General features: G+C 69.8%; 27 protein-coding genes and 3 tRNA genes. 7 read left to right on the top strand and 23 right to left on the bottom strand.

From position 1 onward, the window contains the following. Positions 1-31: 31 nt before the first annotated feature. Positions 32-1426, bottom strand: a complete 1395-nt coding sequence (locus tag ACFVY3_RS13755; RefSeq protein WP_400160126.1) for an MFS transporter — start codon at positions 1424-1426, stop codon at positions 32-34. A gap of 167 nt (positions 1427-1593) precedes the next feature. Between ACFVY3_RS13755 and ACFVY3_RS13750 the strand changes: the two genes are divergently transcribed. Next, a complete protein-coding gene (locus ACFVY3_RS13750) occupies positions 1594-2226 on the top strand; it encodes a class I SAM-dependent methyltransferase (RefSeq protein ID WP_366171954.1) in 633 nt (210 codons plus the stop codon). A 37-nt stretch (positions 2227-2263) separates the two neighbouring features. On the opposite strand, the gene ACFVY3_RS13745 is transcribed toward ACFVY3_RS13750, so the two are convergent. The 7 genes from ACFVY3_RS13745 to ACFVY3_RS13715 all read right to left on the bottom strand — a co-directional run bounded on the left by ACFVY3_RS13745 (position 2264) and on the right by ACFVY3_RS13715 (position 9496). After that, positions 2264-3634: an EAL domain-containing protein gene (locus ACFVY3_RS13745; protein ID WP_400160125.1), complete on the bottom strand. Its 1371-nt coding sequence runs from the start codon at positions 3632-3634 to the stop codon at positions 2264-2266. 251 nt (positions 3635-3885) lie between these two features. Next, entirely contained in the window at positions 3886-4389 is a 504-nt protein-coding gene (locus tag ACFVY3_RS13740) for a hypothetical protein (protein ID WP_400160124.1), read from the bottom strand. Positions 4390-4444: 55 nt separating this feature from the next. Next, positions 4445-4975 carry a MarR family winged helix-turn-helix transcriptional regulator gene (locus ACFVY3_RS13735; protein WP_290256831.1) on the bottom strand — a complete coding sequence of 177 codons (531 nt, stop codon included), beginning with the start codon at positions 4973-4975 and terminating at the stop codon, positions 4445-4447. Between the two features lie 190 nt (positions 4976-5165). After that, positions 5166-5942: an enoyl-CoA hydratase gene (locus ACFVY3_RS13730; protein ID WP_400160123.1), complete on the bottom strand. Its 777-nt coding sequence runs from the start codon at positions 5940-5942 to the stop codon at positions 5166-5168. After that, a complete protein-coding gene (mmsB, locus tag ACFVY3_RS13725; RefSeq protein ID WP_400160122.1) occupies positions 5939-6919 on the bottom strand; it encodes a 3-hydroxyisobutyrate dehydrogenase in 981 nt (326 codons plus the stop codon). Before mmsB ends, ACFVY3_RS13730 begins: the two co-directional genes overlap by 4 nt. After that, the gene (locus ACFVY3_RS13720; RefSeq protein WP_400160121.1) at positions 6912-7997 is read right to left on the bottom strand and encodes an enoyl-CoA hydratase/isomerase family protein; all 1086 of its coding nucleotides are present in this window, start codon (positions 7995-7997) and stop codon (positions 6912-6914) included. The genes mmsB and ACFVY3_RS13720 overlap by 8 nt, the downstream gene beginning before the upstream one ends. After that, positions 7997-9496, bottom strand: coding sequence for a CoA-acylating methylmalonate-semialdehyde dehydrogenase (locus tag ACFVY3_RS13715; protein WP_400160120.1), 1500 nt, complete (start codon positions 9494-9496; stop codon positions 7997-7999). Before ACFVY3_RS13715 ends, ACFVY3_RS13720 begins: the two co-directional genes overlap by 1 nt. A gap of 155 nt (positions 9497-9651) precedes the next feature. Between ACFVY3_RS13715 and ACFVY3_RS13710 the strand changes: the two genes are divergently transcribed. After that, positions 9652-10458 (top strand): exodeoxyribonuclease III, encoded by an 807-nt coding sequence (locus ACFVY3_RS13710; protein ID WP_400160119.1) that lies wholly within the window; start codon positions 9652-9654, stop codon positions 10456-10458. Between the two features lie 31 nt (positions 10459-10489). Beyond that, positions 10490-11425 carry a hypothetical protein gene (locus ACFVY3_RS13705; RefSeq protein WP_377972595.1) on the top strand — a complete coding sequence of 312 codons (936 nt, stop codon included), beginning with the start codon at positions 10490-10492 and terminating at the stop codon, positions 11423-11425. A gap of 36 nt (positions 11426-11461) precedes the next feature. On the opposite strand, the gene ACFVY3_RS13700 is transcribed toward ACFVY3_RS13705, so the two are convergent. From ACFVY3_RS13700 to ACFVY3_RS13635, 14 genes are all read right to left on the bottom strand, one after another. After that, positions 11462-12520, bottom strand: a complete 1059-nt coding sequence (locus ACFVY3_RS13700) for a LacI family DNA-binding transcriptional regulator (protein WP_290256840.1) — start codon at positions 12518-12520, stop codon at positions 11462-11464. 148 nt (positions 12521-12668) lie between these two features. After that, positions 12669-12923 (bottom strand): hypothetical protein, encoded by a 255-nt coding sequence (locus tag ACFVY3_RS13695; RefSeq protein ID WP_400160118.1) that lies wholly within the window; start codon positions 12921-12923, stop codon positions 12669-12671. Between the two features lie 19 nt (positions 12924-12942). Then, complete coding sequence (locus ACFVY3_RS13690) at positions 12943-13833, bottom strand: carbohydrate ABC transporter permease (protein ID WP_364136250.1); 891 nt, start codon at positions 13831-13833, stop codon at positions 12943-12945. After that, positions 13830-14870, bottom strand: coding sequence for a sugar ABC transporter permease (locus ACFVY3_RS13685; RefSeq protein ID WP_364136248.1), 1041 nt, complete (start codon positions 14868-14870; stop codon positions 13830-13832). Before ACFVY3_RS13685 ends, ACFVY3_RS13690 begins: the two co-directional genes overlap by 4 nt. Positions 14871-14876: 6 nt before the next feature. Then, entirely contained in the window at positions 14877-16169 is a 1293-nt protein-coding gene (locus ACFVY3_RS13680; RefSeq protein ID WP_377972591.1) for an ABC transporter substrate-binding protein, read from the bottom strand. Positions 16170-16311: 142 nt separating this feature from the next. Next, the gene (locus tag ACFVY3_RS13675; protein WP_400160117.1) at positions 16312-16923 is read right to left on the bottom strand and encodes a hypothetical protein; all 612 of its coding nucleotides are present in this window, start codon (positions 16921-16923) and stop codon (positions 16312-16314) included. Next, positions 16920-17546 (bottom strand): DUF6286 domain-containing protein, encoded by a 627-nt coding sequence (locus ACFVY3_RS13670; RefSeq protein ID WP_400160151.1) that lies wholly within the window; start codon positions 17544-17546, stop codon positions 16920-16922. Before ACFVY3_RS13670 ends, ACFVY3_RS13675 begins: the two co-directional genes overlap by 4 nt. Before the next feature lie 38 nt (positions 17547-17584). After that, positions 17585-17953, bottom strand: a complete 369-nt coding sequence (locus ACFVY3_RS13665) for a hypothetical protein (protein WP_290256847.1) — start codon at positions 17951-17953, stop codon at positions 17585-17587. Then, a complete protein-coding gene (locus tag ACFVY3_RS13660) occupies positions 17950-18141 on the bottom strand; it encodes a hypothetical protein (RefSeq protein ID WP_290256848.1) in 192 nt (63 codons plus the stop codon). Before ACFVY3_RS13660 ends, ACFVY3_RS13665 begins: the two co-directional genes overlap by 4 nt. Then, positions 18138-18596: an Asp23/Gls24 family envelope stress response protein gene (locus ACFVY3_RS13655; protein ID WP_290256849.1), complete on the bottom strand. Its 459-nt coding sequence runs from the start codon at positions 18594-18596 to the stop codon at positions 18138-18140. The genes ACFVY3_RS13660 and ACFVY3_RS13655 overlap by 4 nt, the downstream gene beginning before the upstream one ends. Positions 18597-18676: 80 nt before the next feature. Next, positions 18677-19135 (bottom strand): hypothetical protein, encoded by a 459-nt coding sequence (locus ACFVY3_RS13650; RefSeq protein ID WP_400160116.1) that lies wholly within the window; start codon positions 19133-19135, stop codon positions 18677-18679. Between the two features lie 181 nt (positions 19136-19316). Continuing rightward, positions 19317-19392 (bottom strand) — tRNA-Phe (locus tag ACFVY3_RS13645). Positions 19393-19440: 48 nt separating this feature from the next. After that, positions 19441-19514, bottom strand: a tRNA-Asp gene (locus tag ACFVY3_RS13640). A 112-nt stretch (positions 19515-19626) separates the two neighbouring features. Continuing rightward, positions 19627-19699 (bottom strand) — tRNA-Glu (locus tag ACFVY3_RS13635). A 194-nt stretch (positions 19700-19893) separates the two neighbouring features. On the opposite strand from ACFVY3_RS13635, the gene ACFVY3_RS13630 reads away from it, so the two are divergent. Then, positions 19894-20928 (top strand): PHP domain-containing protein, encoded by a 1035-nt coding sequence (locus ACFVY3_RS13630; RefSeq protein WP_400160115.1) that lies wholly within the window; start codon positions 19894-19896, stop codon positions 20926-20928. A gap of 19 nt (positions 20929-20947) precedes the next feature. Here the strand turns inward: ACFVY3_RS13630 and ACFVY3_RS13625 are convergent, their stop codons facing one another. Beyond that, a complete protein-coding gene (locus ACFVY3_RS13625) occupies positions 20948-21550 on the bottom strand; it encodes a LysE/ArgO family amino acid transporter (RefSeq protein ID WP_400160114.1) in 603 nt (200 codons plus the stop codon). 68 nt (positions 21551-21618) lie between these two features. Between ACFVY3_RS13625 and ACFVY3_RS13620 the strand changes: the two genes are divergently transcribed. The 3 genes from ACFVY3_RS13620 (at position 21619) to ACFVY3_RS13610 (ending at position 24026) form a co-directional block, all read left to right on the top strand. Next, positions 21619-22500, top strand: coding sequence for a LysR family transcriptional regulator ArgP (locus ACFVY3_RS13620; protein WP_400160113.1), 882 nt, complete (start codon positions 21619-21621; stop codon positions 22498-22500). A gap of 89 nt (positions 22501-22589) precedes the next feature. Next, entirely contained in the window at positions 22590-23582 is a 993-nt protein-coding gene (locus ACFVY3_RS13615) for a DMT family transporter (RefSeq protein WP_290256854.1), read from the top strand. 9 nt (positions 23583-23591) lie between these two features. Next, entirely contained in the window at positions 23592-24026 is a 435-nt protein-coding gene (locus ACFVY3_RS13610; protein WP_400160112.1) for a metallopeptidase family protein, read from the top strand. Positions 24027-24109: the final 83 nt, after the last annotated feature.

The following is a 24109-nucleotide window of genomic DNA, read 5'->3' as shown; positions in this document are numbered from 1 at the left end:
GTCCGCCGGCAGCCCCCCTGGGTTCTGGTTCCTAACGGCGAGCCGCCGGGGCCGCGTTCGCCGCCGTCGCGGGGTCCGCCGCGGCGTGTACCGCGGCGCCCTCCAGTCCACGGTTCTCCCGGTTGGGCAGGGCGAGGCTGCAGAGGACGCTGAACACGCCGATCCCGGCGAGCAGCACGCCCACGGACCAGGCCCCGGAGGTGCCTGCGAGCTGGGCCGCGACCAGCGGCACGATGCCGCCGCCCACCACGCCGGCCAGGTTGTAGCCCATGCCGGCGCCGGTGTAGCGGTAGCGGGTCTCGAAGAGCTCGGGCAGCAGCGCCCCCGCCGGACCGTACGCGACGGCGAAGATCACCAGGGTGACGGTCAGTCCGACGCCGAAGGCCAGCACGGTGTTGGCGCTGAGAATCGGGAAGAGCACCAGCGACCACGGCACGGCGAGCAGGCAGGACGCGGCGATGACCTTCTTACGGCCGAAGCGGTCCGAGAGGATGCCCGAGGCGAGGGTGGCGGCGGCGACGAACACGGAGGCGACCATGCCGGCACTGAGGACCTCCACCCGGCCCAGCTTCATGCCGGTGGGGCTGGTGGCGAAGCTGGTGAGGTAGGCGGTGCCCATGTAGAAGAAGGCGAAGAGCAGCGTCAGGGCGCCGCCGGCCAGGAGGATCTCCCGCGGCTGGCGGCGCAGGGACTCGAGGACGGGCAGGCGTGTGGTGGTTGCACTGGCGCGGGCCGCGTTCTTGAAGACGGGGGTCTCCTCGATGCTCAGCCGGACCCAGAGGCCCACCAGGACCAGGACGGCGCTGAGGACGAACGGGACCCGCCAGCCGATGGAGATGAAGGCCTCGGACTTGTCGCCCAGGGTGAGGTTGGTCAGCAGGAAGGTGCCGCTGGCCAGGAAGAAGGCCACCGAGGGGCCGATCTGCGGGAAGGACCCGAAGAGTCCCCGTTTGCCCTGCGGGGCGTACTCGGCCACCAGGAGGGTGGCGCCGGCCCACTCCCCGCCGACGGCGAGGCCTTGCACGAAGCGGAGCACCACCAGCAGGATCGGGGCGGCCACGCCGATGGTGCTCGCGTCCGGGATGAAGCCGATCAACACGGTGGCGGTGCCCATCATCAGCAGGGTGGTGATGAGGGTCTTCTTCCGGCCGATCCGGTCGCCGAAGTGGCCGAACACGATGGCGCCGAGAGGGCGGGCGAAGAAGGCTACGGCGAAGGTGCCGAAGGAGGCGACGGTGCCGGCCGCGGCCCCGAGCGCGGGGAAGAAGACGACCGGAAAGACCAGCGCCGCGGCGGTGCCGTAGATGAAGAAGTCGTAAAACTCGATAGTGGTTCCGGCGAAGCTCGCGAACGCCACCCGGCGCAGTGTCTTGCGGCTTGGCGCCGCCTGCCGTCCCGCCGGGGAAATGGGTGTTGCTGAGGTCATGGCAATCTCCTTTGATGTCAGCCTCGAGGCACGCTGTTGTGACCTGGCTCACTGTAAGAAGATTTGCGGACCGCAAACTACCTCCTAAAAGAGGTAGTGCCGCGGACCCCTACACTGGATTGACCACCGGATTCCGCCCCCGCGACGAGCAGCCCAAGGAGAGCCGCATGGACTACGACGAATCGTTCTGGGACGAACGGTACCGGCAGCACGGCCTCCACGGTTCGGTCTGGAGCGGGCAGCCCAATCCCCAGCTCGTCGCCGAGGTGGCGGGGCTGGAACCGGGGTCGGCGCTCGACGTCGGGGCGGGTGAGGGGGCCGACGCCGCCTGGTTGGCCCGGCGCGGCTGGCGGGTCACCGCCGTCGACATCTCCTCCGTGGCACTCTCCCGCGCCGCCGACGCCGTGCGGGACGATCCGGCCGCGGCGTCCCGCATCACTTGGCAGCACGCGGACCTGACCGTGGCCCCGCCGCCGGCCGGGACGTTTGATCTGGTCACCGCCCAGTACCTTCACCTGCCGCCGGAGCAGCGCCCGGACGTGTACCAGCGCCTCGCGGCGTCGGTGGCGCCCCGCGGGACCCTGCTGATCGTCGGCCACCACCCCTCCGACCTGGAGACCACCGTCCGCCGGCCGTCCCTGCCCGGCCTGCTGTTCACCGCCGAGCAGATCGCCGCGGAACTGGACGGGGAGGACTGGGAGGTCGTCACCTGCGCGGCACGGGCCCGGGCGGCCTCCGACGCCGAGGGCACGCCGGTAACGGTGCACGATGCGGTGCTGCGCGCGCGCCGGAGGCCCTGAGCCGCTTCCGGCCCCTTCTTTGTCCGCCCGCGCGGCGTCAGCGGGAGAGCGCGTCGCCCGATCCGAGGTCACCCGAGCCCCGGTCACCGGAGCCAAGATCCCCGGAGCCCCGGCCGGAGGAGCCGCCCCATTGCGCCCAGTCCCCCGGGTTCACGGACGGCCGGCCCAGATGGTACCCCTGCGCCGCGGCCATCCCGAGGGCGGTGACGGCCCTCAGCTCGGCGTCCGTCTCCACACCCTCGGCCAGCAGGGAGGCGCCGATCTCGGCCGCAAACCCCACCATGGCGGCACCCAGGGCACGGTGGGCGGTCTCGGAGTCGATGTCCCGCACAATGGCGCGGTCCAGCTTGATCAGGTCCGGGGTGAGCTTGATGATGTGCCGCATCGAGGCGAAGCCCGAGCCGGCGTCGTCGATCGCTACCCGCAGGCCCGCCGCCCGCACCGGGGCCAGCGCGTTGGAGAGCGCGGCGTAGTCGTTGACCTCCTGGCGCTCGGTCACCTCGATCACAACCCTGGCGGGGGCGATCGGTGCCTGCCAGAGGACCTCGTGCACGGCGGGATCGAGGCAGGCCTCCGGGGACAGGTTCACCGCCACGTACAGCTCCGCAGGGAGTCCCCGGGCCGCCTGCAGCGCAGTGCGCAGCGCCAGCAGCTCCAGTTCCACCCCGAGCCCCACGGAGGATGCCTGGACGAACCACGCCTCGGGCGAGGTGCCCTCCGAGGCGGGGAAACGGCTCAGCGCCTCGACGCCCACCACCCGGCCGGAGGCGAGGCAGCGGATGGGCTGGAAGGCGGTGACGAGGCGGGCCGCGGCGAGCTGCTCGGAGACCCGGCGGCGGACCTGTTCGGACTCATACGCGGTGGACGGCAGGTCCTCGACGGCGCGGGCCATGCCCTCGAAGCCGGCGGGGTTCCCGGCGTCGTCGAGGACGGCCTCCCCGGTCACCTCCATCAGGACGCCGGTGCCGTTGCGGTGCCGGCAGACCAGCACCAGCCCGGTGAAGGTCCGGTCGTCACCGGCGGCCGGCTGGGCCCGCAGCGCCGTCGCCAGATCGGAGGGGTCCAGGACCAGGCCGATCGGACTGCCCACGAGCTCCTCGGGGGCGTAGCCGGTGAGCTGTTCGCACATCGGGCTGGAGAAGGTGATGGAGCCCGCGCTGTCCACGGCCCAGAGCCACTCGCGGCTGACCCGGAACATGGTGCGGACCTGCCGGGAGGAGCGGCTGGCCTGGAGCCGCTCGGCGCGGCGCTGCCGGGTGATGCGCACGGCCGAGTACACCACGATCGGAACGAAGGAGAGCAGCACCGCGTCCAGGACCCACTGCCAGCGCGCCGCGTCCTCCAGCGGCTCGATGCCCAGCAGGGAGGGGATGCGGACCACCAGGGCCAGGACCAGGTCGACGGCCACGATGAGGCCCAGCCACGCACCGGGCGGCAGCCCGCGACCATTCCGCAGAAGCGATTGGTGGCGCGCCTGGTAGGGCTGCCTGACTTTAGCTATGTCGTCCCCCTCAACCCAAAGTTGCGGCAATCCTGTCATAGATAAGCAAGATTTCCGGAGCGGCGCGGCAGGGTTCGGAAAACGTTCACCAACGCGGTCCGGCCTGACCCCGTCGATTGCGACGGGCCGTCAGGCCGGATACGGTGCGGTGGGGGCGTCTAGGCCAGCATGTCCTCGAGTTCGGCGGAGCTGATTCCGGCGGCGAGGCCCAGCCCGGAGCGGTCGGCGCCGGCCTGGTCCGCTGCGCGGACCGCGGTGGCGAGCGCCGCCTGCGCGGCGTCCATCTCCCACTGCAGGCTCTCCAGCCGGCCGGAGGCGGCGCGGACGGCGGCCAACGGGTCGACGACGGGTGCAACGTCCTGGCGGAAGCCGCACGTGCAGACCCACTCGCCCAGGCCGGTGTGGAACTGCGCCCATGGCAGGGACGCATCGGGGTCCGGCGACATGGACATCTCAGCGCCGCAGTGCGACGGCGCCTCGGACGAGGCGGTGCGCTCCTTGGCCTTCGGGGTGCCCTGCCCGGCGAAAGGCTCATCCATGTTCACGCTAAAGTCAGCCACCGGAGCCTGGGCGGCCTTCGGGGCCGACGTCGTTCCGTCTGCCGCTGCGCCGCGGCCGGAGTCCGGTTCTTCGGAGGTCTTGCGTTCGATTACAGCAGTCATTCGATCCATCGCCTCTAGATAGCTAGCTAATTACCTAGCTAGACTATCTAGTTTCCTAGCTTTGTCCAGCGGAGACGAGATCGGGGTGTTCGGCATCCACCGTATCAACTGCCTCGCGCATCCGCTGCAGGAAGAAGGTGACCGCCTCGGCCTGTTCCGGCGTCAGCGATTCGGCCACCTCGATCATGCGCTGGTGCATTTGGCTGAGCGTGTGCCGCACCTCTTCGTCGGCCCCGGGAGTGGGCCGCAGAATGATGGCCCGGCGGTCCACCGGATGCGGCTCACGGGTGACGAACCCGCCGCTGACCATCCGGTCCACCAGGGCCGTCATGGAGGCCGACGTCATGCCCAGGCGTGCGGCAAGTTCCTTGGGGCGGATGCCGTGCCCGGCCTTTTCGGCGTCGAGCAGGTAGCGCAGCGCCAGCAGGTCCGTCTCCCCCATGGCCATGGAGGAGCGGGTCCGGCGGCGCATGGCCGTCTCGGAGGCCCGGTATTCCCTGAGCGCATTCAAGACCCGCACGGCGGTGGCTCGTCGGCTCTCGTCGGGCGGGTACCAGTAACCTTCTCCGGTACCTAGAGGTTTCATCGCGAAATTCCTTGATCGCCTAGATGTACGACAGTCTAAGGAATAGATGGTAGCCGAGATCGGCCCCGGGTTCCAGACCGTGCCGGCCCCCTCGCGTGTCCGGGAACGCGAAAGCCGCCCCGCGTGGCCTGCGGGGCGGCTTCGACCGCGGTGTGGAGAGTCAGGTGTGGAGGGCCAGCGGCCCAGCGCATCAGCGGTGGGTAAAGTCCGGCTGGCGCTTCTCGCTGAACGCCGCCATGCCCTCCTTCTGGTCTGCCGTGGCGAAGAGGGAATGGAAGATGCGGCGTTCGAACAGGACGCCCTGGGCCAGGCCGGTCTCGAAAGCCGCATTGACCGCCTCCTTGGCCACCATCGCCACCGGCTTGGATTTCGCCGCGATGACCTCGGCGGCCTTCAGGGCCTCCGCAACGACGTCGTCGGCGGGTACCACCCTGGAGACCAGCCCGGAGCGTTCGGCCTCGGCGGCATCCATCATGCGGCCGGTGAGGACCATATCCATCGCCTTGGCCTTGCCGACCGCACGGGTGAGCCGCTGCGAGCCGCCCATCCCCGGGATCACACCCAGGTTGATCTCCGGCTGGCCGAACTTGGCGTTGTCCCCGGCGATGATGATGTCGCACATCATGGCCAATTCGCAGCCGCCGCCAAGCGCGAAGCCGGAGACGGCGGCGATCAGCGGGATCCGCAGCCGGGTCAGGTCCTCCCAGCCGCGGAACCAGTCGGAGGCGTACATGTCCATGTAGTCCTTGGACTGCATCTCCTTGATGTCGGCGCCGGCGGCGAAGGCCTTGGCGGAACCGGTGAGCACGACGGCCCCGACCTCCGGGTCGGTATCCATCGCGGAAACCGCCGCGACGACCTCGTCCAGGGTGGCCTTGTTCAGGGCATTGAGCGCCTGTGGCCGGTTGAGCGTCACGAGGCCCACGCGGCCGCGGCGCTCCACCAGAATGTTTTCGTAGTCGGTCATGCCTGTCCCCTCGGCTGTACTGATTTGTCCCGGATGTCGGTGATGATGCCGGAGAAGTCCCGCCCGGCACCGCCCTCCGCGGCAAAAGTATCGTAGATTTCGGAGGCCATCGGTCCCAGCCGGGCGGCCACGCCGGTGCTCTCGAGGGCGTTCAGTGCCAGTTTCAGGTCCTTGGCCATCAGCGCTCCGGCGAATCCGGGCTGGTAGTCCCGGTTGGCGGGGCTCGTGGGTACCGGGCCTGGCACCGGGCAGTTGGTGGTGAGCGCCCAGCACTGCCCGGAGGCCGCTGACGCCACGTCGAAGAGGGCCTGGTGTGTCAGCCCGAGCTTCTCGCCGAGGACGAAGGCCTCGCTGACGGCGATCATGGAGATGCCCAGGATCATGTTGTTGCAGATCTTGGCGGCCTGGCCGGCGCCGTGGGCACCGCAGTGCACCACCCGCTTGCCCATCACCTCGAGCATCGGCCGCACGGCCTCAAAGTCAGCCGGATCGGCGCCGACCATGAAGGTCAGCGTCCCGGCTTCGGCGCCCACGACGCCGCCGGAGACGGGGGCGTCGACGGCCCGGTGACCGGCCTCGACAGCCAGGGCGGAGGCCTCGCGCGCCTCGTCCACGTTGATGGTGGAGCAGTCCAGGAACATGGTCCCCGGCGCCGCCGCGGCCAGGAGACCGTCCTTCCCCGGCTGTCCCGGTCCGTCAGGGGTGCCCCGGTAGGCGTCCAGGAGGTGCTTGCCGCTGGGCAGCATGGTCAGCACGACGGCGGCCCCGGCGACGGCGTCCGCCGCGGTGTCCGCCGTGGCGATGCCGTGCGCCCGCGCCGTTTCCAGGGCGGCCGGGACGACGTCGTAGCCTGTCACCGTGTACCCGGCCTTAACCAGGTTCACCGCCATCGGGCCGCCCATGTGCCCCAGGCCCAGGAAGGCAATGGGGCCGATGGGCGCGCCGGGCTGCACCCCGCCGGTCGGTGTTTCAGACATTGTCGCGCTCCTTCGTCAGTTCCAGTTCGCGGTCGCCCAGCGGGGCGAAGCAGGCGTCGACGTCGGCGTCGCTCACCTCGTCCAAGCTGGCCGGCTGCCAGTGCGGGGTCCGGTCCTTGTCGATGACCTGGGCCCGGATGCCCTCGCGGAAGTCAGGTCCGTCCAGGAAACGGAGGCCCACCCGGTATTCCTGTTCCAGCGCGCCCGCCAGGTCCAGTCCGGCGGCGCGGCGCAGCGACGCGAGCGTGACCTTGACGGCCATCGGGGATTTCGTCTCGATGGTGTCCGCGGCGTCGACGGCCTCCCCGCCGACGGTGCGCAGCCGGCGCACGATCTCCCCGGCGTCGTTCCCGGCGTAACACGCATCGATCCACTCGCGCTGCGCGGCCAGCACCGAGGCCGGTGCGGGTTCGGCGACGCGGGCGACCGCGTCGGCCACGGGCTCGGTTTCCAGCGCGGCGGCGAGTTCCTCCAGCCGGTCCGACGGGACGAAGGTGTCCGCAAGGCCCAGGAAGATCGCGTCAGCCCCGTTCAGGTGGGCCCCGGTCAGGGCCGCGTGAGTACCGGTCTCCCCCGGCGAGCGGGAGAGCAGGAACGTCCCGCCGACGTCGGGCACGAACCCGATGGTGGTCTCCGGCATGCCGGTGCGGGTCCGTTCGGTGACGATCCGGACCGAGCCGTGGGCGGAGATGCCGACGCCCCCGCCCAGGACCAGTCCGTCCATGAAGGCGATGTAGGGCTTGGGGTACTCCGCGATCAGCAGGTTGAGCCGGTACTCGACGGCCCAGAAATCCGCGGTGGCGCGGCCGGCCTCGGCCATGTCCCGGTAGATGGCCACGATGTCCCCGCCGGCGCAGAGTCCGCGGTCACCGGCGCCCCGCACCAGGACGGCGGCGACGTCGTCGTCCGTCGCCCAGTCCGTGAGCGCCTCCAGCATGGCGGCGGCCATGCCGGCGGTGAGCGCGTTGACGGCCTTAGGCCGGTTCAGGGTGACGACGCCGAGCCGGCCGCGGCGCTCGAACAGGACCTCTGCGGCCGGTTCCGTGGTTGCCACGGAACCGGCCGCCTGCTCAGCCATCAGCTGCCTTCCGGCATCACGAAGCTGGCGCCCTGGCGGATGCCGGAGGGCCAGCGCGTGGTGACGGTCTTGGTCTTGGTGTAGAAGCGGAAGGCGTCGGCACCGTGCTGGTTGAGGTCGCCGAAACCGGAGGCCTTCCAGCCGCCGAAGGTGTAGTACGCGATCGGGACCGGGATGGGGACATTGACGCCCACCATGCCCACCTGGACGCGGCTGGCGAAGTCGCGGGCGGCGTCGCCGTCGCGGGTGAAGATGGCCACCCCGTTGCCAAACTCGTGCTCGCTGCACAGGCGCAGCGCCTCGTCGTAGCTTTCCGCGCGGAGCACGCTGAGGACCGGTCCGAAGATTTCTTCCTTGTAGATCGACATGTCCTTCGTGACGTTGTCGAACAGGGTGGGGCCCACCCAGAAGCCTCCCTCGTAGCCCTCAACCGTGAGGCCGCGGCCGTCGGCCAGCAGGGTGGCGCCGGATTCGACGCCGGCGGCGATGTAGCCCTCGATCCGCTCCTTGGCGGAGGCGGCAACGACCGGCCCGAAGTCGGAGTCCTTGGCCAGGCTGTGGCCCACCTTCAGGTCGGCGATCCGCTCCTGCAGCTTGGCTACCAGCGCATCGCCGGTTTCCTTGCCGACGGGCACGGCGACGGAGATGGCCATGCAGCGCTCGCCCGCGGAACCGAACCCGGCGCCGATCAGGGCGTCCGCCGCCATGTCCAGGTCCGCGTCCGGCATGATCACCATGTGGTTCTTCGCGCCGCCGAAGCACTGGGCGCGCTTGCCGTGCGCCGCGGCGGTGGCGTAGATGTACTGCGCGATCGGGGTGGAGCCGACGAAGCCGATGGCCTGCACGCGCGGGTCCTCCAGCAGCGCGTCCACCGCTTCCTTGTCCCCGTTGACCACGTTGAACACGCCGTCGGGCAGCCCGGCCTCGGTGAAGAGTTCGGCCAGCCGCAGCGGGACCGAGGGGTCCCGTTCGGAGGGCTTGAGCACGAAGGAGTTGCCGGCGGCCAGGGCTGGCCCGGACTTCCAGAGCGGGATCATGGCCGGGAAGTTGAACGGGGTGATCCCGGCGACGACGCCGAGCGGCTGGCGGAGCGAGTGGACGTCGATGCCGGTGCCGGCGCTGTCGGAGAACTCGCCCTTGAGCAGGTGCGGGGCGCCGGCGGAGAACTCCACCACCTCGATGCCGCGCTGGATGTCACCCTTGGCGTCCAGGAAAGTCTTGCCGTGTTCGGAGGAGAGCAGGGTGGCCAGTTCGTCCATGTTCTCGTTGACCAGGTCCACGAACTTCAACAGGATCCGGGCCCGGCGCTGCGGGTTCATGGCCGCCCACTCCAGTTGGCCCTTCTCGGCGTTGGCCACGACGTTGCGGACCTCCTCCGCGCTGGCCAGCGGCAGCCGGGCCTGCACCTCGCCGGTGCAGGGATCGTAGACGTCGCTGAAACGGCCGGACGTGCCGTCGACGTGCTGGCCGCCGACGTAATGGGAAAGCTCACGAACCATGAGGGAATGCTCCTTTGCATGTGACCTAGATCATCTCGAACCCGAATATACTCGGACTTCCTAGTAATCTCCAGAGCCTCCGCGGGCCGCGCTGCGGCGTCCTCGGGCGGCCCGCCCCGCCCCCGCCGTCGGCCGCATTGGGTAAGTTAGGGTCTGTGAAGATTGCTACCTGGAATGTGAACTCCCTCCGTGCCCGCGCCGACCGTGTGGAGGCCTGGCTGCAGCGCAGCGACTGCGACGTGCTGGCCATCCAGGAAACCAAGTGCAAGGACGAGAATTTCCCCTGGGAGCTCTTTGAGCGCATGGGCTACGAGGTGGCCCACTTCGGCCTTAGCCAGTGGAACGGCGTGGCCATCGCCTCCCGGGTGGGCCTGGACGACGTCGAACGCACCTTCATGGACCAGCCCGCCTTCGGCAAGGGCGGCAAGGATGAGACGCAGGAGGCCCGCGCGATCGGCGCCACCTGCGGCGGCGTGCGGGTCTGGAGCCTCTACGTCCCCAACGGCCGCGCCCTCGACGATGAACACATGCCCTACAAGCTCAGCTGGCTGGACACGCTCCGGTCCCACGCCGAGGGCTGGGTCAAGGCGGACCCGGCCGCACAGATCGCCCTGATGGGTGACTGGAACATCGCCCCGCGCGATGAGGACGTCTGGGACATCGACTACTTCCACTCCGCGGGTCTCACGCACGTCAGCGAGCCCGAGCGCGCCGCGTTCCGCGCTTTCGAGGACGCCGGGTACACCGACGTCGTCCGCCCGCACACCCCCGGCCCGGGCGTCTACACCTACTGGGACTACACGCAGCTGCGCTTCCCGAAGAAGGAAGGCATGCGGATCGACTTCGTCCTGGCCTCCCCCGCGCTGGCCGCCCGCGTCACCGGCGCGGCGATCGACCGCGAGGAACGCAAGGGCAAGGGCGCCTCCGACCATGCGCCCGTGCTCGTGGACCTGGCCGACTGATGACCGGGCGCCGGGGAACCGCGGGACAGCGATGACGGGCAACCTCTACCGCGGCCAGGCCGGGTTGCCGTTCTCCTCGGCGCTACGCGTCTACGAGCCCTTGGAGGCCTTCCCCGCCGCGCAGCGCGAAGCCCTGCAGCAGGCCGGCGAGCGGGGCGAGACCCGTGCGGCGGTGGAAAACGCCGAACTGCAGGCCTCCCTGGGGCGGATCACCCGGGCCGACGGGGATCCCTTCCCCACCGGGCAGACGGACCTGGTACGCGTGCTGGCGGTCACCGCCTCCGGTGCCGCGCCCCGCGGCGCCGGGAGCCTCGACGGCGGCGCCGCGGCCGCCTCCGCCGCCTCGGCTCCACACTCCGCGACGGCGCCGGCGCGGCTGCTGTACTGCCCCAGCCAGCTGGTGCTGCGGGCCGGCCTCGCCGCGAACGCCCTGATGGAAGGCATCCACGGCCCGCTGGCCCAGCTGCTGATCCCGGAGGACGTCCGCGACCGGCACCAGGAAAGGATCGACCAGGTCAAGGCCCGCGAGGGCTCGGCCCGAGTGCACACCCGGGCCTCCACCTGGGGTATCCCGTTCAGCTGGTTCTGTCTGTTTCAGGAATCCGATCCCACCGACGTCGTCGAAGCCGACGGGCGGATCGTCACCGTGCGGATCCGGGCGTCCCTGGCCGCGGCCACGGACCGGGCACGGACTGCCGTCGCGCACCTGGCGCTGGCCGCCCCGGAACTGGACATGCTCGAGGACCTGACCCAGCTGACCGAATGGCTGGAGCTGTTCCACCCGGACTCGGTTGTGGAGCTGGACTACGGCGCCGTGGCGGACAAGGTCTACCCGGACGAATCGCCCTTGGATGTGCGGCTGGGCATCGAGTGCCTGGCCGAGGGGGACATGACCGGCGCCGCCGCGGCCTACCGGCGGCTGGCCTCCCGCTGGATCCCGATCCGGCAGCTGGCCCGCGCCTCCTAGCGGCAGGGCAACACGTCCGGACCCTGTTCCCGTGCCCTACGCCTTCGCGCGGGGCGGCGCCGTCGAACTCCGGACGATCAGCGTGTGCGGCGCCACGGTGGAGCGCACCGCGCCGGCGACGCCGTCGAGCTCGTCCAGCAGCATGCGGGTGGCGAGCTCGGCCTGGTCGTCCGGGTGCTGGGCGACGGTGGTGAGCCCGACGCTGGCGGAGAATTCGTGATCATCGATGCCCACCACGGAGAGGTCCTCGGGGATCCGGACGCCGGCCTGGTTCGCGGCAAACATCAGGCCCATGGCCATCTCGTCGCTGGCGCAGAAGACGGCGGTGGGCTTGGGGCCGGGGCGGTGCCACAGCCGCTGGAAGGCTTCCTGGCCGCTGCGGACGGTGAAGTCACCCCATTCGTCCCATTCGGACCGGACCGGCAGGCCGGCCTCGGCCATGACGTCGTGGAAGGCCCGGATACGGACCCGGGGGACATCGAAGTTGAGGTCGGTCTCGTCGTCGCCGTGCAGCAGGGCGATGTCCCGGTGGCCGATGTCGATCAGGTGCCGCACCGCGGTGGAGGCTGCGGCGTAGTCGTCGATCCCGATGTAAGGGCAGCCCTCCACGTGGCCGCCCACCACCACCAGCGGGATGTCGATCTTCTGGAGATGGTCCAGTTCGTCCTCGCTGAGCGCCATACAGAGCACCAGCAGCGCGTCGATCTGCTTGTAGACCATGGTTTTGCTGAAGAGCCGCTCGCGCCGGCTGCCGTGGCCGCCAAGGTTGAACAGCGAGAGGTTGTACTGTCGGCCGTGGAGTTCGCGGTCCGCGCCCTCGATGGCCTTGGAGAAGAACCAACGGCTGACGAAGGGGGCGAGGACACCGATGGTGCGGGTACGGCCCGTGGCCAGGCCCGACGCCGAGGACGACGCCACGTAGCCGAGGGTCTCGGCGATATCCAGGATCTTCTCCCGGGTGGCGGGCGAGACGCGGGGCAGGCCGCGGACGGCGCGGGAGACGGTGGCGGTGGAGACGCCGGCTGCGGCCGCGACGTCCTCAATGCTGACGCCGGTATGGCCGCCGCGCTGCGCCCTGTCTGTTGTCCGTCCCACCATTTCCCCTTGTCGTCCGGCCGCGCGGGCGTCCGGCGGGGCAGCCTCGCGGCTGCCCGTTTCAATTCTTGATCCTGCGCGCTGCCGGGCAGGCTCCTGAAGCGGCTCCCGGACCGGGTCCGGGTCCGGCTGCGTGTCAGCGCCGGGGTCAACGCCGGCGGGAGCCGGTGCGCTCCGGCAGCCGCCGGCGCAGCCGTACCATTCCGTACAGCGCCAGCAGCGTCACCAGCAGGCCCAGCGCCCAGCCGAGGGCCGGCTGGGCGGTCACCTCCATCCAGACGGTGACCGCCAGCAGGACCACGGCCCAGAAACCAAGGAACCCGATGATGATGTCGAAGTCCTCGCCGGAGCGGACGCGGCGGTTGGCGCCGCGAACCTGACCCTGGTTTCCGGGCGCTGCCATCAGGACCCCGTTCCCGGGATCACTTGACCGCGCCGGCGGTGAGGCCGGCGACGATCTTGCGCTGGAACACCAGCACCAGGATCACGAGCGGAATCGTGACGATGGTGCCGGCGGCCATGATGGCCGTGTACGGGATCTGGTTCGGCTGGGCCCCGGCGAAGCTCGCGATCGCGACGGTGACCGGCTGGGTCGCGTCGGACGAGAGCTGGCTGGCGATCAGGAATTCATTCCAGGAGGAGATGAACGCCAGGATCGCCGTGGTGAAGATGGCCGGTGCCGCGAGCGGCATGATCACCTTCCGGAACGCCTGTCCCTGCGTGCAGCCGTCCACCCGGGCCGATTCCTCGAGCTCCCACGGCATTTCGCGGAAGAACGAGGTCATGGTGTAGACGGTCAGCGGCAGCACGAACGAGATGTTCGGGATGATCAGCGCCTGGTAGGTACCCATCCAGCCGATGTTGGTGAACAGCTGGAACAGCGGGGTAATGAGGGCCACGCCGGGGAACATCGAGGCGCCCAGGATGAAGCCTAGGACCAGGAATTTGAACCGGAAATTCAGCCGGGCCAGGGCGTAGGCCGCGAACACGCCGATCAACAGGGACACCACGGTGACGACGACGCCGATGAACACGCTGTTCAGCAGGGCCTGGCCGAAGTGGTTGCCGAACGAGGTGTCGAACGCGGTATTGAAGTTATCCAGCGTCACGTGCGAGGGCAGGATCGAGGTGTCGTAGGTGAACCCGACCTCGCGGAAGGCCGTCACCACCATCCAGTAGGCCGGAGCCAGGCACCAGATGAGGATCACCAGCGCGCTGATGTAGGTGCGGCCCTGTGCCCACTTCTCCCGGTTCTGGGCGGCCTGCCGCCCACGGTCCTGCTGCGCGCGCAGCTCGGTGGCGGCGGCGGTCATTTCTTCCCCCTCGTGGCACCGGTCTGCTGCTCAACCACGTTGGCTCCGAGGAACCGGACGAAGATGAACGCGACCAGGAAAATGATGATGAAGGTGATGGTGGAGAGCGCGGCCGCCACGTTGAAGCCCTGCCTGATCTGGTTGATCACCAGGATGGACAGCGTGGTGGTGTTGTTCGCGCCGCCGGTGAGGATGTAGGGCAGGTCGAACATGCGCAGCGCGTCGAGCGTGCGGAACAGGATCGCCACCATCAGCGCCGGGCGGACCAGCGGCAGGGTGATCATCCTAAACCGCTGCCAGGCAGTGGCACCGTCCACCTTCGCCGCCTCGTACACCTCGGCGGGGATCATCTGCAGGCCCGCCAGGATCAGCAGTGCCATGAACGGCGTCGTCTTCCAGACGTCGGCGATGATAACCGCCCACTTGGCCGGCCACTCGCTGCCGGTCCAGAGGATGGTGGTGTTGAACAGCTTGTTGGCAATGCCCTCGAACGCGAAGATGAACAGCCAGAGCTTGGCGGTCACGGCCGTCGGGATGGCCCACGGGACCAGGACGGCGGCGCGGACCAGGCTGCGGCCCTTGAAGGTGCGGGCCATGATCATGGCCATCCAGAAACCGAGGACGGTTTCCAGGGCCACCGTCACCACCGTGAAGAAGAAGGTGGTGGCGGTCGCGGACCAGAATTGCGAGCCCAGGGTACCGGGCGGGCAGGCCACGGTTCCGCCGTTGGGCGCGGAGCACTGCTGAGCGATCCAGTTGACGTAGTTGCTGAAACCGGCCGGGCCGCCCTCGGTGAAGAGGCCGGTGGCCGGGTCCAGGCCGGCGTCGGCCTGGAAGGACATCACGATGGCGCTGATGATCGGATAAACGATCACGACGGAGAGCGCCAGGATGGTGGGGGCGAGCAACCACGAAGCCCACTTGCCCTGGCTCGCGATGACGTTGTCCTCCCCCACGCCCTTCTTCGGGGCCCGCTGCGGGGCGGCCCCGCCCGACGCCGGTTTCTTAACCGGCGTCGGGCCTAGTTCGGTTGCCATGATGGACTACTTTGACTGGGTTTCGATGGACTTCTGCATGTCGGACAGTGCTGCGTCAACAGCCTTCTCGCCCTTGATGGCCGAGTATGCGTTGTCCTGGATGGCCTTGCTGACGGCCGGGTAGAACGGGGTCACGGGGCGCGGGACGGCGTTCTCGATGGAGGTCTTCAGCACCGGCAGGTACGGCAGCTTGGCGACTAGGTCCTTGTCGTCGTACAGCTTGGTCAGGACCGGGGCCAGCGAACCCTGGGTGGCGAAGAACTTCTGGGTTTCTTCGGTGGTGAGGAACTTCATGAAGTCCAGCGCAGTGGCCTTGTTCTTGGAGTAGACGCTCATGCCGGCGCTGTGGCCGCCGAGGGAGGAGGCGCCGGGGCCGGACTTACCCGGAAGGGCGGTCATGCCCAGGACGTCCTTGACCTTGGAGGAACCTTCGGTGGTGGCCAGGTTGTAAACGTAGGGCCAGTTGCGCAGGAAGAGCAGCTTGCCGTCCTGGAATGCCTGGCGGGATTCCTCTTCCTTGTACGTGATGGCTTCCTTCGGGATGTTGCCGTCTGCGTAGGCCTTGGCCAGGTTGCTGAGGCCGGCCTTGGCATCATCCGTGGTCAGGCTCGGCTTGCCGTCCTTGTCCAGGACGGAGCCGCCGGCGGAGTTGATCGCCTCGGAGGCGTTCACCGTCAGGCCCTCGTACTTGGAGAACTGGCCGGCGTAGCAGCCCATGTTGTTGGACTTGGCGATCGAGCACATGCTCATCATCTCGTCCCAGGTCTTCGGCGGGGTGGGCACCAGGTCTTTGCGGTAGTACAGGATGCCGCCGTCGGAGGATTCGGGGGCCGCGTAGAGGGTGCCCTTATAGGAGGCGGCGTCGAGGGTCGGCTTCAGCATGCCTGAGGTGTCCAGCGCCATCTTGTCCTTGAGCGGCTGCAGCCAGCCCTTGGCGGCGAATTCCGCGGTCCAGACGACGTCGACGCTGACCACGTCGTAGTTGGCGTTCTTGGCCTGGAAGTTCTGGACCAGGTCATCATGCTGCTGGTCTGCCTGGTCGGTCTGCTCCTTGAACGTGACCTTCTCGTTCGGGTGCGCCGCGTTCCACTTTTCGATCAGCGGGCGGACGACGTTGCTGTTGTCCTTGCCCTGGACGTACGTGATGGGACCCCGGCCGTCCATGTTTGCGGCCGCGTCACCGCCACCCGAGTTGCCGCCTCCGCCGCCGCTGGAGCTGCCGCCGCCACCGCAGGCGGACAGGGAGAGGGCCAGCACACCGGCCGCGGCCACGGGAAGTAGATACTTTCGGGTTTTCATACAGGTGCTCCTCGCTGAGTACCGGTGGAACCGGTGATGCATTCATGTGGTAACGATCACACTAATCAGCCTTACCAATAAAATGCAAGCGTTTACATCGCGAGTTGCGGAAGAGTTTCACAAACGCGACACGAAGCAGGGGTCAGCGCACCCGTTCGGCGCGGGCGAACCTGGAGCGGGCCCCGGAACCGATGTGGACGAGCACCGGAGTCCGCCGCCCGATCACCGCGTCCAGCGCTTCCACCAGCGCCGAAACCTCGGCCGCGAGGAGGTGGGGGGCGACCCCCTGGCGGGGCTGGACCCGGATCCGAAGGCCGGGCCGGCCCCGGAAGTCGTAGGTCGCCACGGTGGCGCCGGCCAGGTCGGGGCGGCCGGCGAGGGCGGCTCGGAGCGCCTGCTCGGCCACGCCGCCGCCGATCCGGACGTAGCCGGGGACCTCGCCGGCGTCGTCCTCGGTCACGAGGATGTTGGAGCGGCCCTTGCCCTGCTGCGCCAGCCAGGCCACCATCGCCACGATCACGGCGATCAGCAGGAGGACCATCACGATCCAGAGCCAGCTCTCGGACTGGCCCGGGATCCGCGTGCTCTCGGACAGGGTCCGGATGTTCGCCCAGGCGCCGGATGACCAGCCCTGCCACCAGGCGGCGACGGCGGGCACAGCGGCCAGCAGGACCAGCAGCAGCCCGACGGCCAGCAGCACCAGGCCGAAGATGCCTGCCAGGATCCGGTTCAGGACGCGGGGGGTGCCGTTCATGCGCCGATCACCCCCGAGGATGCGACGTTGACCCGGACGGCGGGCATCGGTTCGGGCGCCATGTCCCGCAGTTCGGCCTCGACCGCGGCTTGGACGTCCCCGGCACTCAGCGGGACACCGGAGGTGGGCCGGACGTTGACCTGGACCTCGCGGCGGGAGACCACCACCATCACCTGTTCCTGGGTCACGTTGGCAGCCAGACGGGCGCGCCGGGCAAGGGCGGAGGCGATCACCTCGTCGTCCACGACGACGGCGGCGCGCGGGTCGGCGAGGACGTGCCGGGCGCGGCGGCCGGGGAGGACGGCGGCCATGACGAAGCACGCGCCCGAGGCCAGCAGGATGGCCCCCACGGTGCCCAGCAGGACCGGCGGGACCCCGGCGGGCAGGGCGGTGACCTGGTCCGCCGCGGTCTGCGGGTCGATCAGCCAGGGCGGCTGGCCCACGGCGCGCACCGCCGTTTCCAGCAGCGCGTATCCGCAGACGGCGATCACCAGGATGGCCGCCACCACGGCGGCACCGGCGCGGGAGGAGGTGGTCTCGCGAGCCAGGATCCGCTGCCTGCCGGCCTCGCCGGGGGAATCGGGATTGGTAAAGGTTGCGGGGTTTCCGGGCCGCTCGGGCAGGGGACCGGGCGGGACGTCGTTCCGCTGCGCTGCGTGTGTCACCTAACCCGCCCTCCGTCGGTGATGGTGGCGCCGCTGATGCGGATGTCAACGCGGCTCAGCTGCGCGCCGCTGAGCTCCGTGACCCGGCGCAGGATCTGCGCCTTGGCCGCGACGGCACGGTCCTGGATGGGTCCGCCGAAGGACGCCACCCGGGACGGGTCGCGTAGCACGCTGGTCAGCGACGGGACGGCGATGGGGGTGACGAGCGAGAGGGCCAGCAGGCCGTCGTCGTCGGTCCAGTCAGCGCGCACGTCCTGCGCCGGTACGCCCAGCGCCTCGGCCGCCGCGGCGCGCGCCACCGACGTCAGCGCCTGGGTGTTGATCCGGTTGTGTCCGGCCAGCTGCCGCCCGGTGGCCACGCTCATGAGGAGGAGCGCCGGCCGGTGATGGCGTCGAGGACTCCGCGAAGGTCCAGTTTCCCTTCCGCCGCGCGGCCAAGCAGCCCGCCGATGGCCATGAAGAGCAGGGAGCCGAGGAAGCCCCAGGCGCCGAAGGCGAAGGACATGAAGGCCAGGAACGCTCCGGCGGCAATGCCGGCGATGGTGGGGCTCATTGCAGGACCTCCCGGGTGGGACGGGCGTCGGCGGCCGCCGGCTTGGGCGGGCCGGGAACGAACACGTCGTGGATTTCGACATTGACCTCGATGACCTGCAGGCCGACGAGCTCTTCCACGGCGGCGTACACCGCGGCGCGGATTTGGTCTGCCAGCGGGTGCAGGGGCGTGCCGTAGAGGGCCACCAGGTCGATGTCCACGGCCACCTGGGTCTCGCCCACCTCGGCGCGGACGCCCGCGGCGTGGTCCACGCTGCCTACCGCGTCGCGGATGGCACCCAGGGCACGGGACGGGCCGCTGCCCAACGAGTAGACGCCGGGCACGGAGCGGGCGGCGATCCCGGCGACCTTGGCGACGGCGGTCTCGGAAATAACGGTGCGGCCGGAGGCGGCGGACGCCGCGGCCGGAACCAGCGCGCCGTCGGCAGCGGCCGGGTGGGAATCCTGGTAGTCCATGGGGCACTCCCTTCTCTTTTCCACCACCCTAGCCCGTGGGGCCGACGATGGGGATGAGGCGGGAGGAACCGGCCGCCGGGCTACTTGCAGTTGGCGGCGATCCAGCCGGTGACGGGGGCCATGGCGGCCTGGAATTTGCCGCTGCTGTACACGGTCTGGTCGCTCAGGCCGGCCACGGCCACCTGGTTCAGCTTGCCGAAGGCGGCCTTGAGGCTGTCCGGCACGCGCTCCGCGGTCCGGCTCAGCTCCGCCTTGTACTGCTCCAGCTCGGCCGTCTTGCCCTGCGCGGCGGACATCGGCAGCAGCCAGGCGCCGGTGGCCTGCTCGGAGATGGTCTTGCAGGCCTCGGCGGCCGACGGGAAGTCGCCCCACGGGCCGGAGGAGGCGGAGGCGCTGGGCGTTGCGGTGGCAGAAGCCGGCGCGGGACCGGACGACGCCGGGGCGGCGGTTTCGGGCGCCGAGCAACCGGTCAACGCCAAGGCTGAGACGGCAGCGGCGAGGGTCAGCGGGCGGGCAACGGCGGGCAGGATGTTCTTCACGGTTACTCTTCTGGTCGAGATTGCGCCACGGGGTCCGCAGGACCGGCCGTGGCCTTGGCGTTCTTCCCCAGCGTGCGAGTCTAGCCCGGGGTCCCGGCGTGTCCCCAAAACGGGCGACCCGGCCCTGAAATGGGCTTAAAAGAAGAAAAGCACCAGTCCGAAACGGACTGATGCTTCCCAGTGGTGGCTCCGACCGGCGTCGATCCGGTGACCTTTCGATTTTCAGTCGAACGCTCTACCAACTGAGCTACAGAGCCTAGGTGACATGTCACCATGACCGCCGGAATTTCTTCTGGCAACCAAAGCGACCCTGACGGGACTTGAACCCGCGACCTCCGCCGTGACAGGGCGGCGCGCTAACCAACTGCGCTACAGGGCCTTGCGTGTACTGCTTGTTACTACGTTTTCTTGCCCGTGCCGTATCGCTACCGCACTTTTTCAAGGACTCTAGCTTACCAGACTTTTTCACCCGGTTTGACCAGCCCCCTGCGTACCCCCAACGGGATTCGAACCCGTGCCGCCGCCGTGAAAGGGCGGTGTCCTAGGCCGCTAGACGATGGGGGCCAGGACGCCGTCCGGCAAACCATTGATGCCGGGACAAAAGCCACACGCCGAAGCCGTGATTCCTGCGCCCGCCGGGTTCCTCCGAACTGGACCTCTAAAACTATAGGGCCAAGTTCCGGAAACTCCAAAATCGGTTGCCCAATCCGGGAATAAGCTCTGGACAGGGCCCGCCGGGGTGTGTGGATGATGGTCGGATGGACGCCATCGCAGCCCTCAACGAGATCGCTTTCTGGCTGGAGCGCGAGCTCGCCGGGACGTACAAGGTGCAGGCTTTCCGGAAGGCGGCCGGCGCCGTCGCAGGCCTCTCCCCTGAGGAGCTCGCGGCCCGGCGGGCGGACGGCCGGCTGAAGCGGATGAAGGGCATCGGCGACCGGACGTTCGAGGTGATCGCCCAGGCGGTGGACGGCCGGGTGCCCGACTACCTCGCCGGCTTGAGGGAACGCGGCGCGGCTCCGCTGGCGGAGGGCGGCCACGAGTTGGCGGCCCGGCTGCGCGGGGACCTGCACAGCCACAGCAACTGGTCCGACGGCGGATCCCCGATCGAGGCGATGCTGGACGCGGCCCGCACCCTGGGCCGGGAGTACCTCGCCCTGACGGATCATTCGCCGAACCTCAAGGTGGCCAACGGCCTGAGCCCGGAGCGGCTCGGCGAGCAGCTGGACCTGTTGCCGGGGATCGAGGCGGACCAGGACGACGACGGCCGGGTGCGGACCCGCCTGCTGGCCGGCATCGAGGTGGACATCCTGGAGGACGGGACCCTTGACCAGAGCCCGGAACTGCTGGGCCGGCTGGACATGGTGGTGGCCAGCGTCCACTCGAAGCTCCGCGCGGACTCCCGGACCATGACCGCCCGGATGCTCGGGGGTATCCAAGACCCGCACACCCGGATCCTGGGCCACTGCACCGGCCGGCTGCTCTCCGGATCACGGGGGACGCGGCCGCCGTCGGACTTCGACGCAAAGGCAGTCTTCGCCGCCTGCGCCGAACACGGCGTGGCCGTGGAGATCAACTCCCGCCCCGAACGCCAGGACCCGCCGGATGAGCTGGTCCAGCTGGCCCTCGAGGCCGGCTGCCTGTTCAGCATCGACAGCGATGCGCACGCCCCGGGCCAACTGGACTTCCTCCAGTACGGCGCGGAACGGGCGGTGAGCAACGGGGTCCCCGCGGACCGGATCATCACCACCTGGCCGGTGGAGCGACTCCTGGAGTGGGCCGGGCGGGGGCGGTAGCGCACCGCCGCCCCGCACCTCAGGCCAGGAGGGCCACCGCCAGGGCCACCATGACGACGGCGACGCCCGCGTCCAGCACCCGCCAGGCCCCGCGGCGCCGGAAGAGCGGCGCGAGGTACCGCGCGCCGACGCCCAGGGCAGTGAACCAGAGGATGCTTCCCAGGCCGGCGCCGGCGCCGAACCACCACCGGCCGGGATCGCCCTGGGCCGCGGCGAGCGAGCCAAGCAGCAGCACGGTATCCAAGTAGACGTGCGGGTTGAGCCAGGTGAAGGCGAGGCAGGCGCCCAGGATCGCCAGCCGCGGCCGGGGCTGGCCGCCGCCGGAAATCTCCATCCGCTGGCCCCGGAATGCGCGCCGTGCCGCCATCAGCCCGTAGGCCAGAAGGAACGCGGCCCCGGCCCACCGGATCACGGTGATGGCGGCGGGCGCCCGGTCCAGCAGGACCCCGATCCCGGCGACTCCGGCCAGGATCAGCACCAGGTCCGAGAGGGCGCACACGGCCACCACCAGGACCACATGCGAGCGCTGGATGCCCTGCCGGAGCACGAAGACGTTCTGCGCGCCGATGGCGACAATGAGGGAGAGCCCGGCGGATAGGCCGGTAAGCAGAGGGAGGATCACCCTGCCACCGTAGGCCGCGCGGAAGATTGAAACCAGTTAATGATTCTGCGGCAACATAAGCTGGGCTAATGATTGATATCACGCCGGAGCAGGCCCGCACGCTGGCGGCCATCGTGGCCGAGGGGAGCTTCGAGGCGGCCGCCGACGAGTTATCCGTCACAGCCTCCGCCGTAAGCCAGCGGATCCGCGCCCTGGAGACCGCCGTCGGACGGCCCGTGCTGACCCGGGGCCGTCCGCCGGCGCTGACCGACGCCGGCCACGTGGTGGTGCGCTACGCCCGGCGGCTGGAACTGCTCACCGCGGACCTGGCCGAGGAACTCCAGCCGGCCGGGCCCCATACCGCCCCGCGGCTGACACTGGTGATCAACAGCGATTCCCTGCATACGTGGGCACTGCCCGGAGTGGTGGCGGCCGGTGCCGCCGCCCGGCTGGAGATCCTGCGCGAGGACCAGGAACATTCACTGGACCTGCTCCGGTCCGGGGCGGCCGCCGCGGCCGTGACCGCCACCGCTGAGCCGGTGCCCGGCTGCACCTCCCGGCGACTCGGGACCATGCGGTACCTGGCGGCCTGCACCCCGGACTTTGCCCGCCGCTGGTTCCCGGACGGAGTCTCCGCTGACGCCCTGGACCAGGCACCGATGCTGGCCTTCGACCGCAAGGACGACCTGCAGGACCGGTGGCTGGCCTCGATGCAGTCCTCCGGATCCCGGCCGCCGCGGCACTACATCCCCGCTGCGCAGGAATTCGCGGATGCCATCCGGCAGGGCCTGGGCTGGGGGCTGATGCCGGACCTGGAGCTGGACGGGGACCTCCGGTCCGGCCGCCTCGGCCTGCTCTCCCCCGGGACCCCGGTGGACGTGACCCTCTACTGGCAGCAGTGGCGGCAGGGGTCCGCCGCCCTGACCGGGGTCGCAGACGCCATCCGGGCCGCCGCCAGCGTCCTGCACTGAGCGGGCCCCACCCCGGCCTGGCAGGAACTCGACGAGACGTGGCCGATTTCCGCCAGCCGGGCCGCTCCGGCGGGAGCTAGATTGGCACTATGGCAACAACGGCCGGCAACGGCACTGGACTCCCCCAGCACAGCAACCTCACGGCACCCGCGGATCCCGCCCTCCCCGAGCCCCCGCGCACCCCGGGCACGCCGCCCGCCGTCAGCGGCCGCGGCATTGCCGCCGTCGTCGTCACCGTGCTGCTGTGGGCGTCGGCCTTCGTGGGAATCCGCGCCGTCGGCCCCAGCTTCTCCCCCGGCAGCCTCACCCTGGGCCGGCTGGCCGTGGCCGTCGTCGCGCTGGGCGTGGTGGTGCTGCCCCAGCTGCGCCGCACCGGCATCATCCCGCGGGGCCGCGAATGGTGGCCCATCCTGGCCTACGGGGTGATGTGGTTCGGCGGCTACAACGTGGCCCTCAACGCCGCCGAGCACCTCCTTGACGCCGGGACGGCCGCGCTGCTGATCAACGTCAACCCGATCCTGGTGGCGGTGATGGCGGGGATCATCCTCAAGGAAGGCTTCCCGCGCTGGCTGATCATCGGCAGCCTGGTGGCCTTCGGCGGCGTGGCGGTGATCGCGCTCGGTTCCGGGCAGCAGTCGAAGGGGGACGTGGCCGGCGTGCTGCTCTGCCTGCTGGCCGCCGCCCTCGCCGCCGTCAGCGTCATCATCCAGAAGCCGGTGCTGCGCAAGGTCCCCGCCGCCCAGGCCACCTGGTTCGGCATCCTCGTGGGCGCGCTGTGCTGCCTGCCGTTCGCCGGCCAGCTCGTCACGGAGGTCCAGGCCGCCCCGCTGCCGGCCACCCTGGGGCTGGTCTATCTCGGCGTCTTCCCCACCGCCATCGCGTTCACCACCTGGGCCTATGCGCTGTCCCTGATCGACGCCGGCCGCCTGGCCGCCACCACCTACCTGGTGCCGGGCACCACCATCCTCATTTCCTGGCTGCTGCTGGGTGAGATCCCCACCGTGTGGGGCCTGGTGGGCGGCGTGATCTGCCTGGCGGGCGTCGCGCTGACCCGCCGCCGGTCACGCCCGCGCCCGGCGTAGGGTTTTCCCATGACCGCTTCCCTGCCGCCCGGACTGCCGATCGTGCCCGCCGGAAACAACGACGACGGCGGCGCCGGGTTCTCGATGTCGGCGGACGACTTCGAGACGGCGGTCACTGACGCCCTGGACCGGATCCCCCCGCGGCTGGCCGCGACGATGAACAATGTGGCCGTCTTTATCGAAGACGACTACGTCCCGCAGCCCGGCGAGGACCCGGAGACGGTCCTGTTGGGCCTCTACGAGGGCGTGCCCCTGACCGAGCGGGACTCCTGGTGGGACGCAGGATCGCTGCCGGACCGGATCACCATCTACCGCGGCCCCATCCTGGATCTCTGCGCCTCCCGCGAGGAGGTGGTGCACGAGGTCACGGTCACGGTGGTGCACGAGATTGCCCACCACTTCGGCATCGACGACGCGCGGCTGCATGAGCTCGGCTGGGGCTGAGCCGACGCCGCGACACGCCGGAGCAATCGCTTCCGAATGACACTCGTGTTGTTTATGTTATTCATGTGACCTCTGTTGCCAAA

Origin of the sequence: Arthrobacter sp. BPSS-3 (genome assembly GCF_044628475.1) — a bacterium.
Classification (GTDB): Bacteria; Actinomycetota; Actinomycetes; order Actinomycetales; family Micrococcaceae; genus Arthrobacter.
The sequence above is the reverse complement of the archived record's forward strand: the minus strand, read 5'-3'. Positions and strand labels throughout refer to the sequence as shown.

Excerpts from the sequence above, each read along its gene's own strand:
- ACFVY3_RS13685 (WP_364136248.1), bottom strand. The coding sequence starts at position 14,870 with ATGGCAACCGAACTAGGCCCGACGCCGGTTAAGAAACCGGCGTCGGGC.
- ACFVY3_RS13750 (WP_366171954.1), top strand. The coding sequence starts at position 1,594 with ATGGACTACGACGAATCGTTCTGGGACGAACGGTACCGGCAGCACGGC.
- ACFVY3_RS13735 (WP_290256831.1), bottom strand. The coding sequence starts at position 4,975 with ATGAAACCTCTAGGTACCGGAGAAGGTTACTGGTACCCGCCCGACGAG.
- ACFVY3_RS13715 (WP_400160120.1), bottom strand. The coding sequence starts at position 9,496 with ATGGTTCGTGAGCTTTCCCATTACGTCGGCGGCCAGCACGTCGACGGC.
- ACFVY3_RS13620 (WP_400160113.1), top strand. The coding sequence starts at position 21,619 with ATGATTGATATCACGCCGGAGCAGGCCCGCACGCTGGCGGCCATCGTG.
- ACFVY3_RS13730 (WP_400160123.1), bottom strand. The coding sequence starts at position 5,942 with ATGACCGACTACGAAAACATTCTGGTGGAGCGCCGCGGCCGCGTGGGC.
- ACFVY3_RS13660 (WP_290256848.1), bottom strand. The coding sequence starts at position 18,141 with ATGAGCCCCACCATCGCCGGCATTGCCGCCGGAGCGTTCCTGGCCTTC.
- ACFVY3_RS13740 (WP_400160124.1), bottom strand. The coding sequence starts at position 4,389 with ATGACTGCTGTAATCGAACGCAAGACCTCCGAAGAACCGGACTCCGGC.
- ACFVY3_RS13665 (WP_290256847.1), bottom strand. The coding sequence starts at position 17,953 with ATGAGCGTGGCCACCGGGCGGCAGCTGGCCGGACACAACCGGATCAAC.
- ACFVY3_RS13680 (WP_377972591.1), bottom strand. The coding sequence starts at position 16,169 with ATGAAAACCCGAAAGTATCTACTTCCCGTGGCCGCGGCCGGTGTGCTG.
- ACFVY3_RS13705 (WP_377972595.1), top strand. The coding sequence starts at position 10,490 with ATGACGGGCAACCTCTACCGCGGCCAGGCCGGGTTGCCGTTCTCCTCG.
- ACFVY3_RS13615 (WP_290256854.1), top strand. The coding sequence starts at position 22,590 with ATGGCAACAACGGCCGGCAACGGCACTGGACTCCCCCAGCACAGCAAC.
- mmsB (WP_400160122.1), bottom strand. The coding sequence starts at position 6,919 with ATGTCTGAAACACCGACCGGCGGGGTGCAGCCCGGCGCGCCCATCGGC.
- ACFVY3_RS13610 (WP_400160112.1), top strand. The coding sequence starts at position 23,592 with ATGACCGCTTCCCTGCCGCCCGGACTGCCGATCGTGCCCGCCGGAAAC.
- ACFVY3_RS13720 (WP_400160121.1), bottom strand. The coding sequence starts at position 7,997 with ATGGCTGAGCAGGCGGCCGGTTCCGTGGCAACCACGGAACCGGCCGCA.
- ACFVY3_RS13675 (WP_400160117.1), bottom strand. The coding sequence starts at position 16,923 with ATGAACGGCACCCCCCGCGTCCTGAACCGGATCCTGGCAGGCATCTTC.
- ACFVY3_RS13690 (WP_364136250.1), bottom strand. The coding sequence starts at position 13,833 with ATGACCGCCGCCGCCACCGAGCTGCGCGCGCAGCAGGACCGTGGGCGG.
- ACFVY3_RS13695 (WP_400160118.1), bottom strand. The coding sequence starts at position 12,923 with ATGGCAGCGCCCGGAAACCAGGGTCAGGTTCGCGGCGCCAACCGCCGC.
- ACFVY3_RS13755 (WP_400160126.1), bottom strand. The coding sequence starts at position 1,426 with ATGACCTCAGCAACACCCATTTCCCCGGCGGGACGGCAGGCGGCGCCA.
- ACFVY3_RS13655 (WP_290256849.1), bottom strand. The coding sequence starts at position 18,596 with ATGGACTACCAGGATTCCCACCCGGCCGCTGCCGACGGCGCGCTGGTT.
- ACFVY3_RS13630 (WP_400160115.1), top strand. The coding sequence starts at position 19,894 with ATGGACGCCATCGCAGCCCTCAACGAGATCGCTTTCTGGCTGGAGCGC.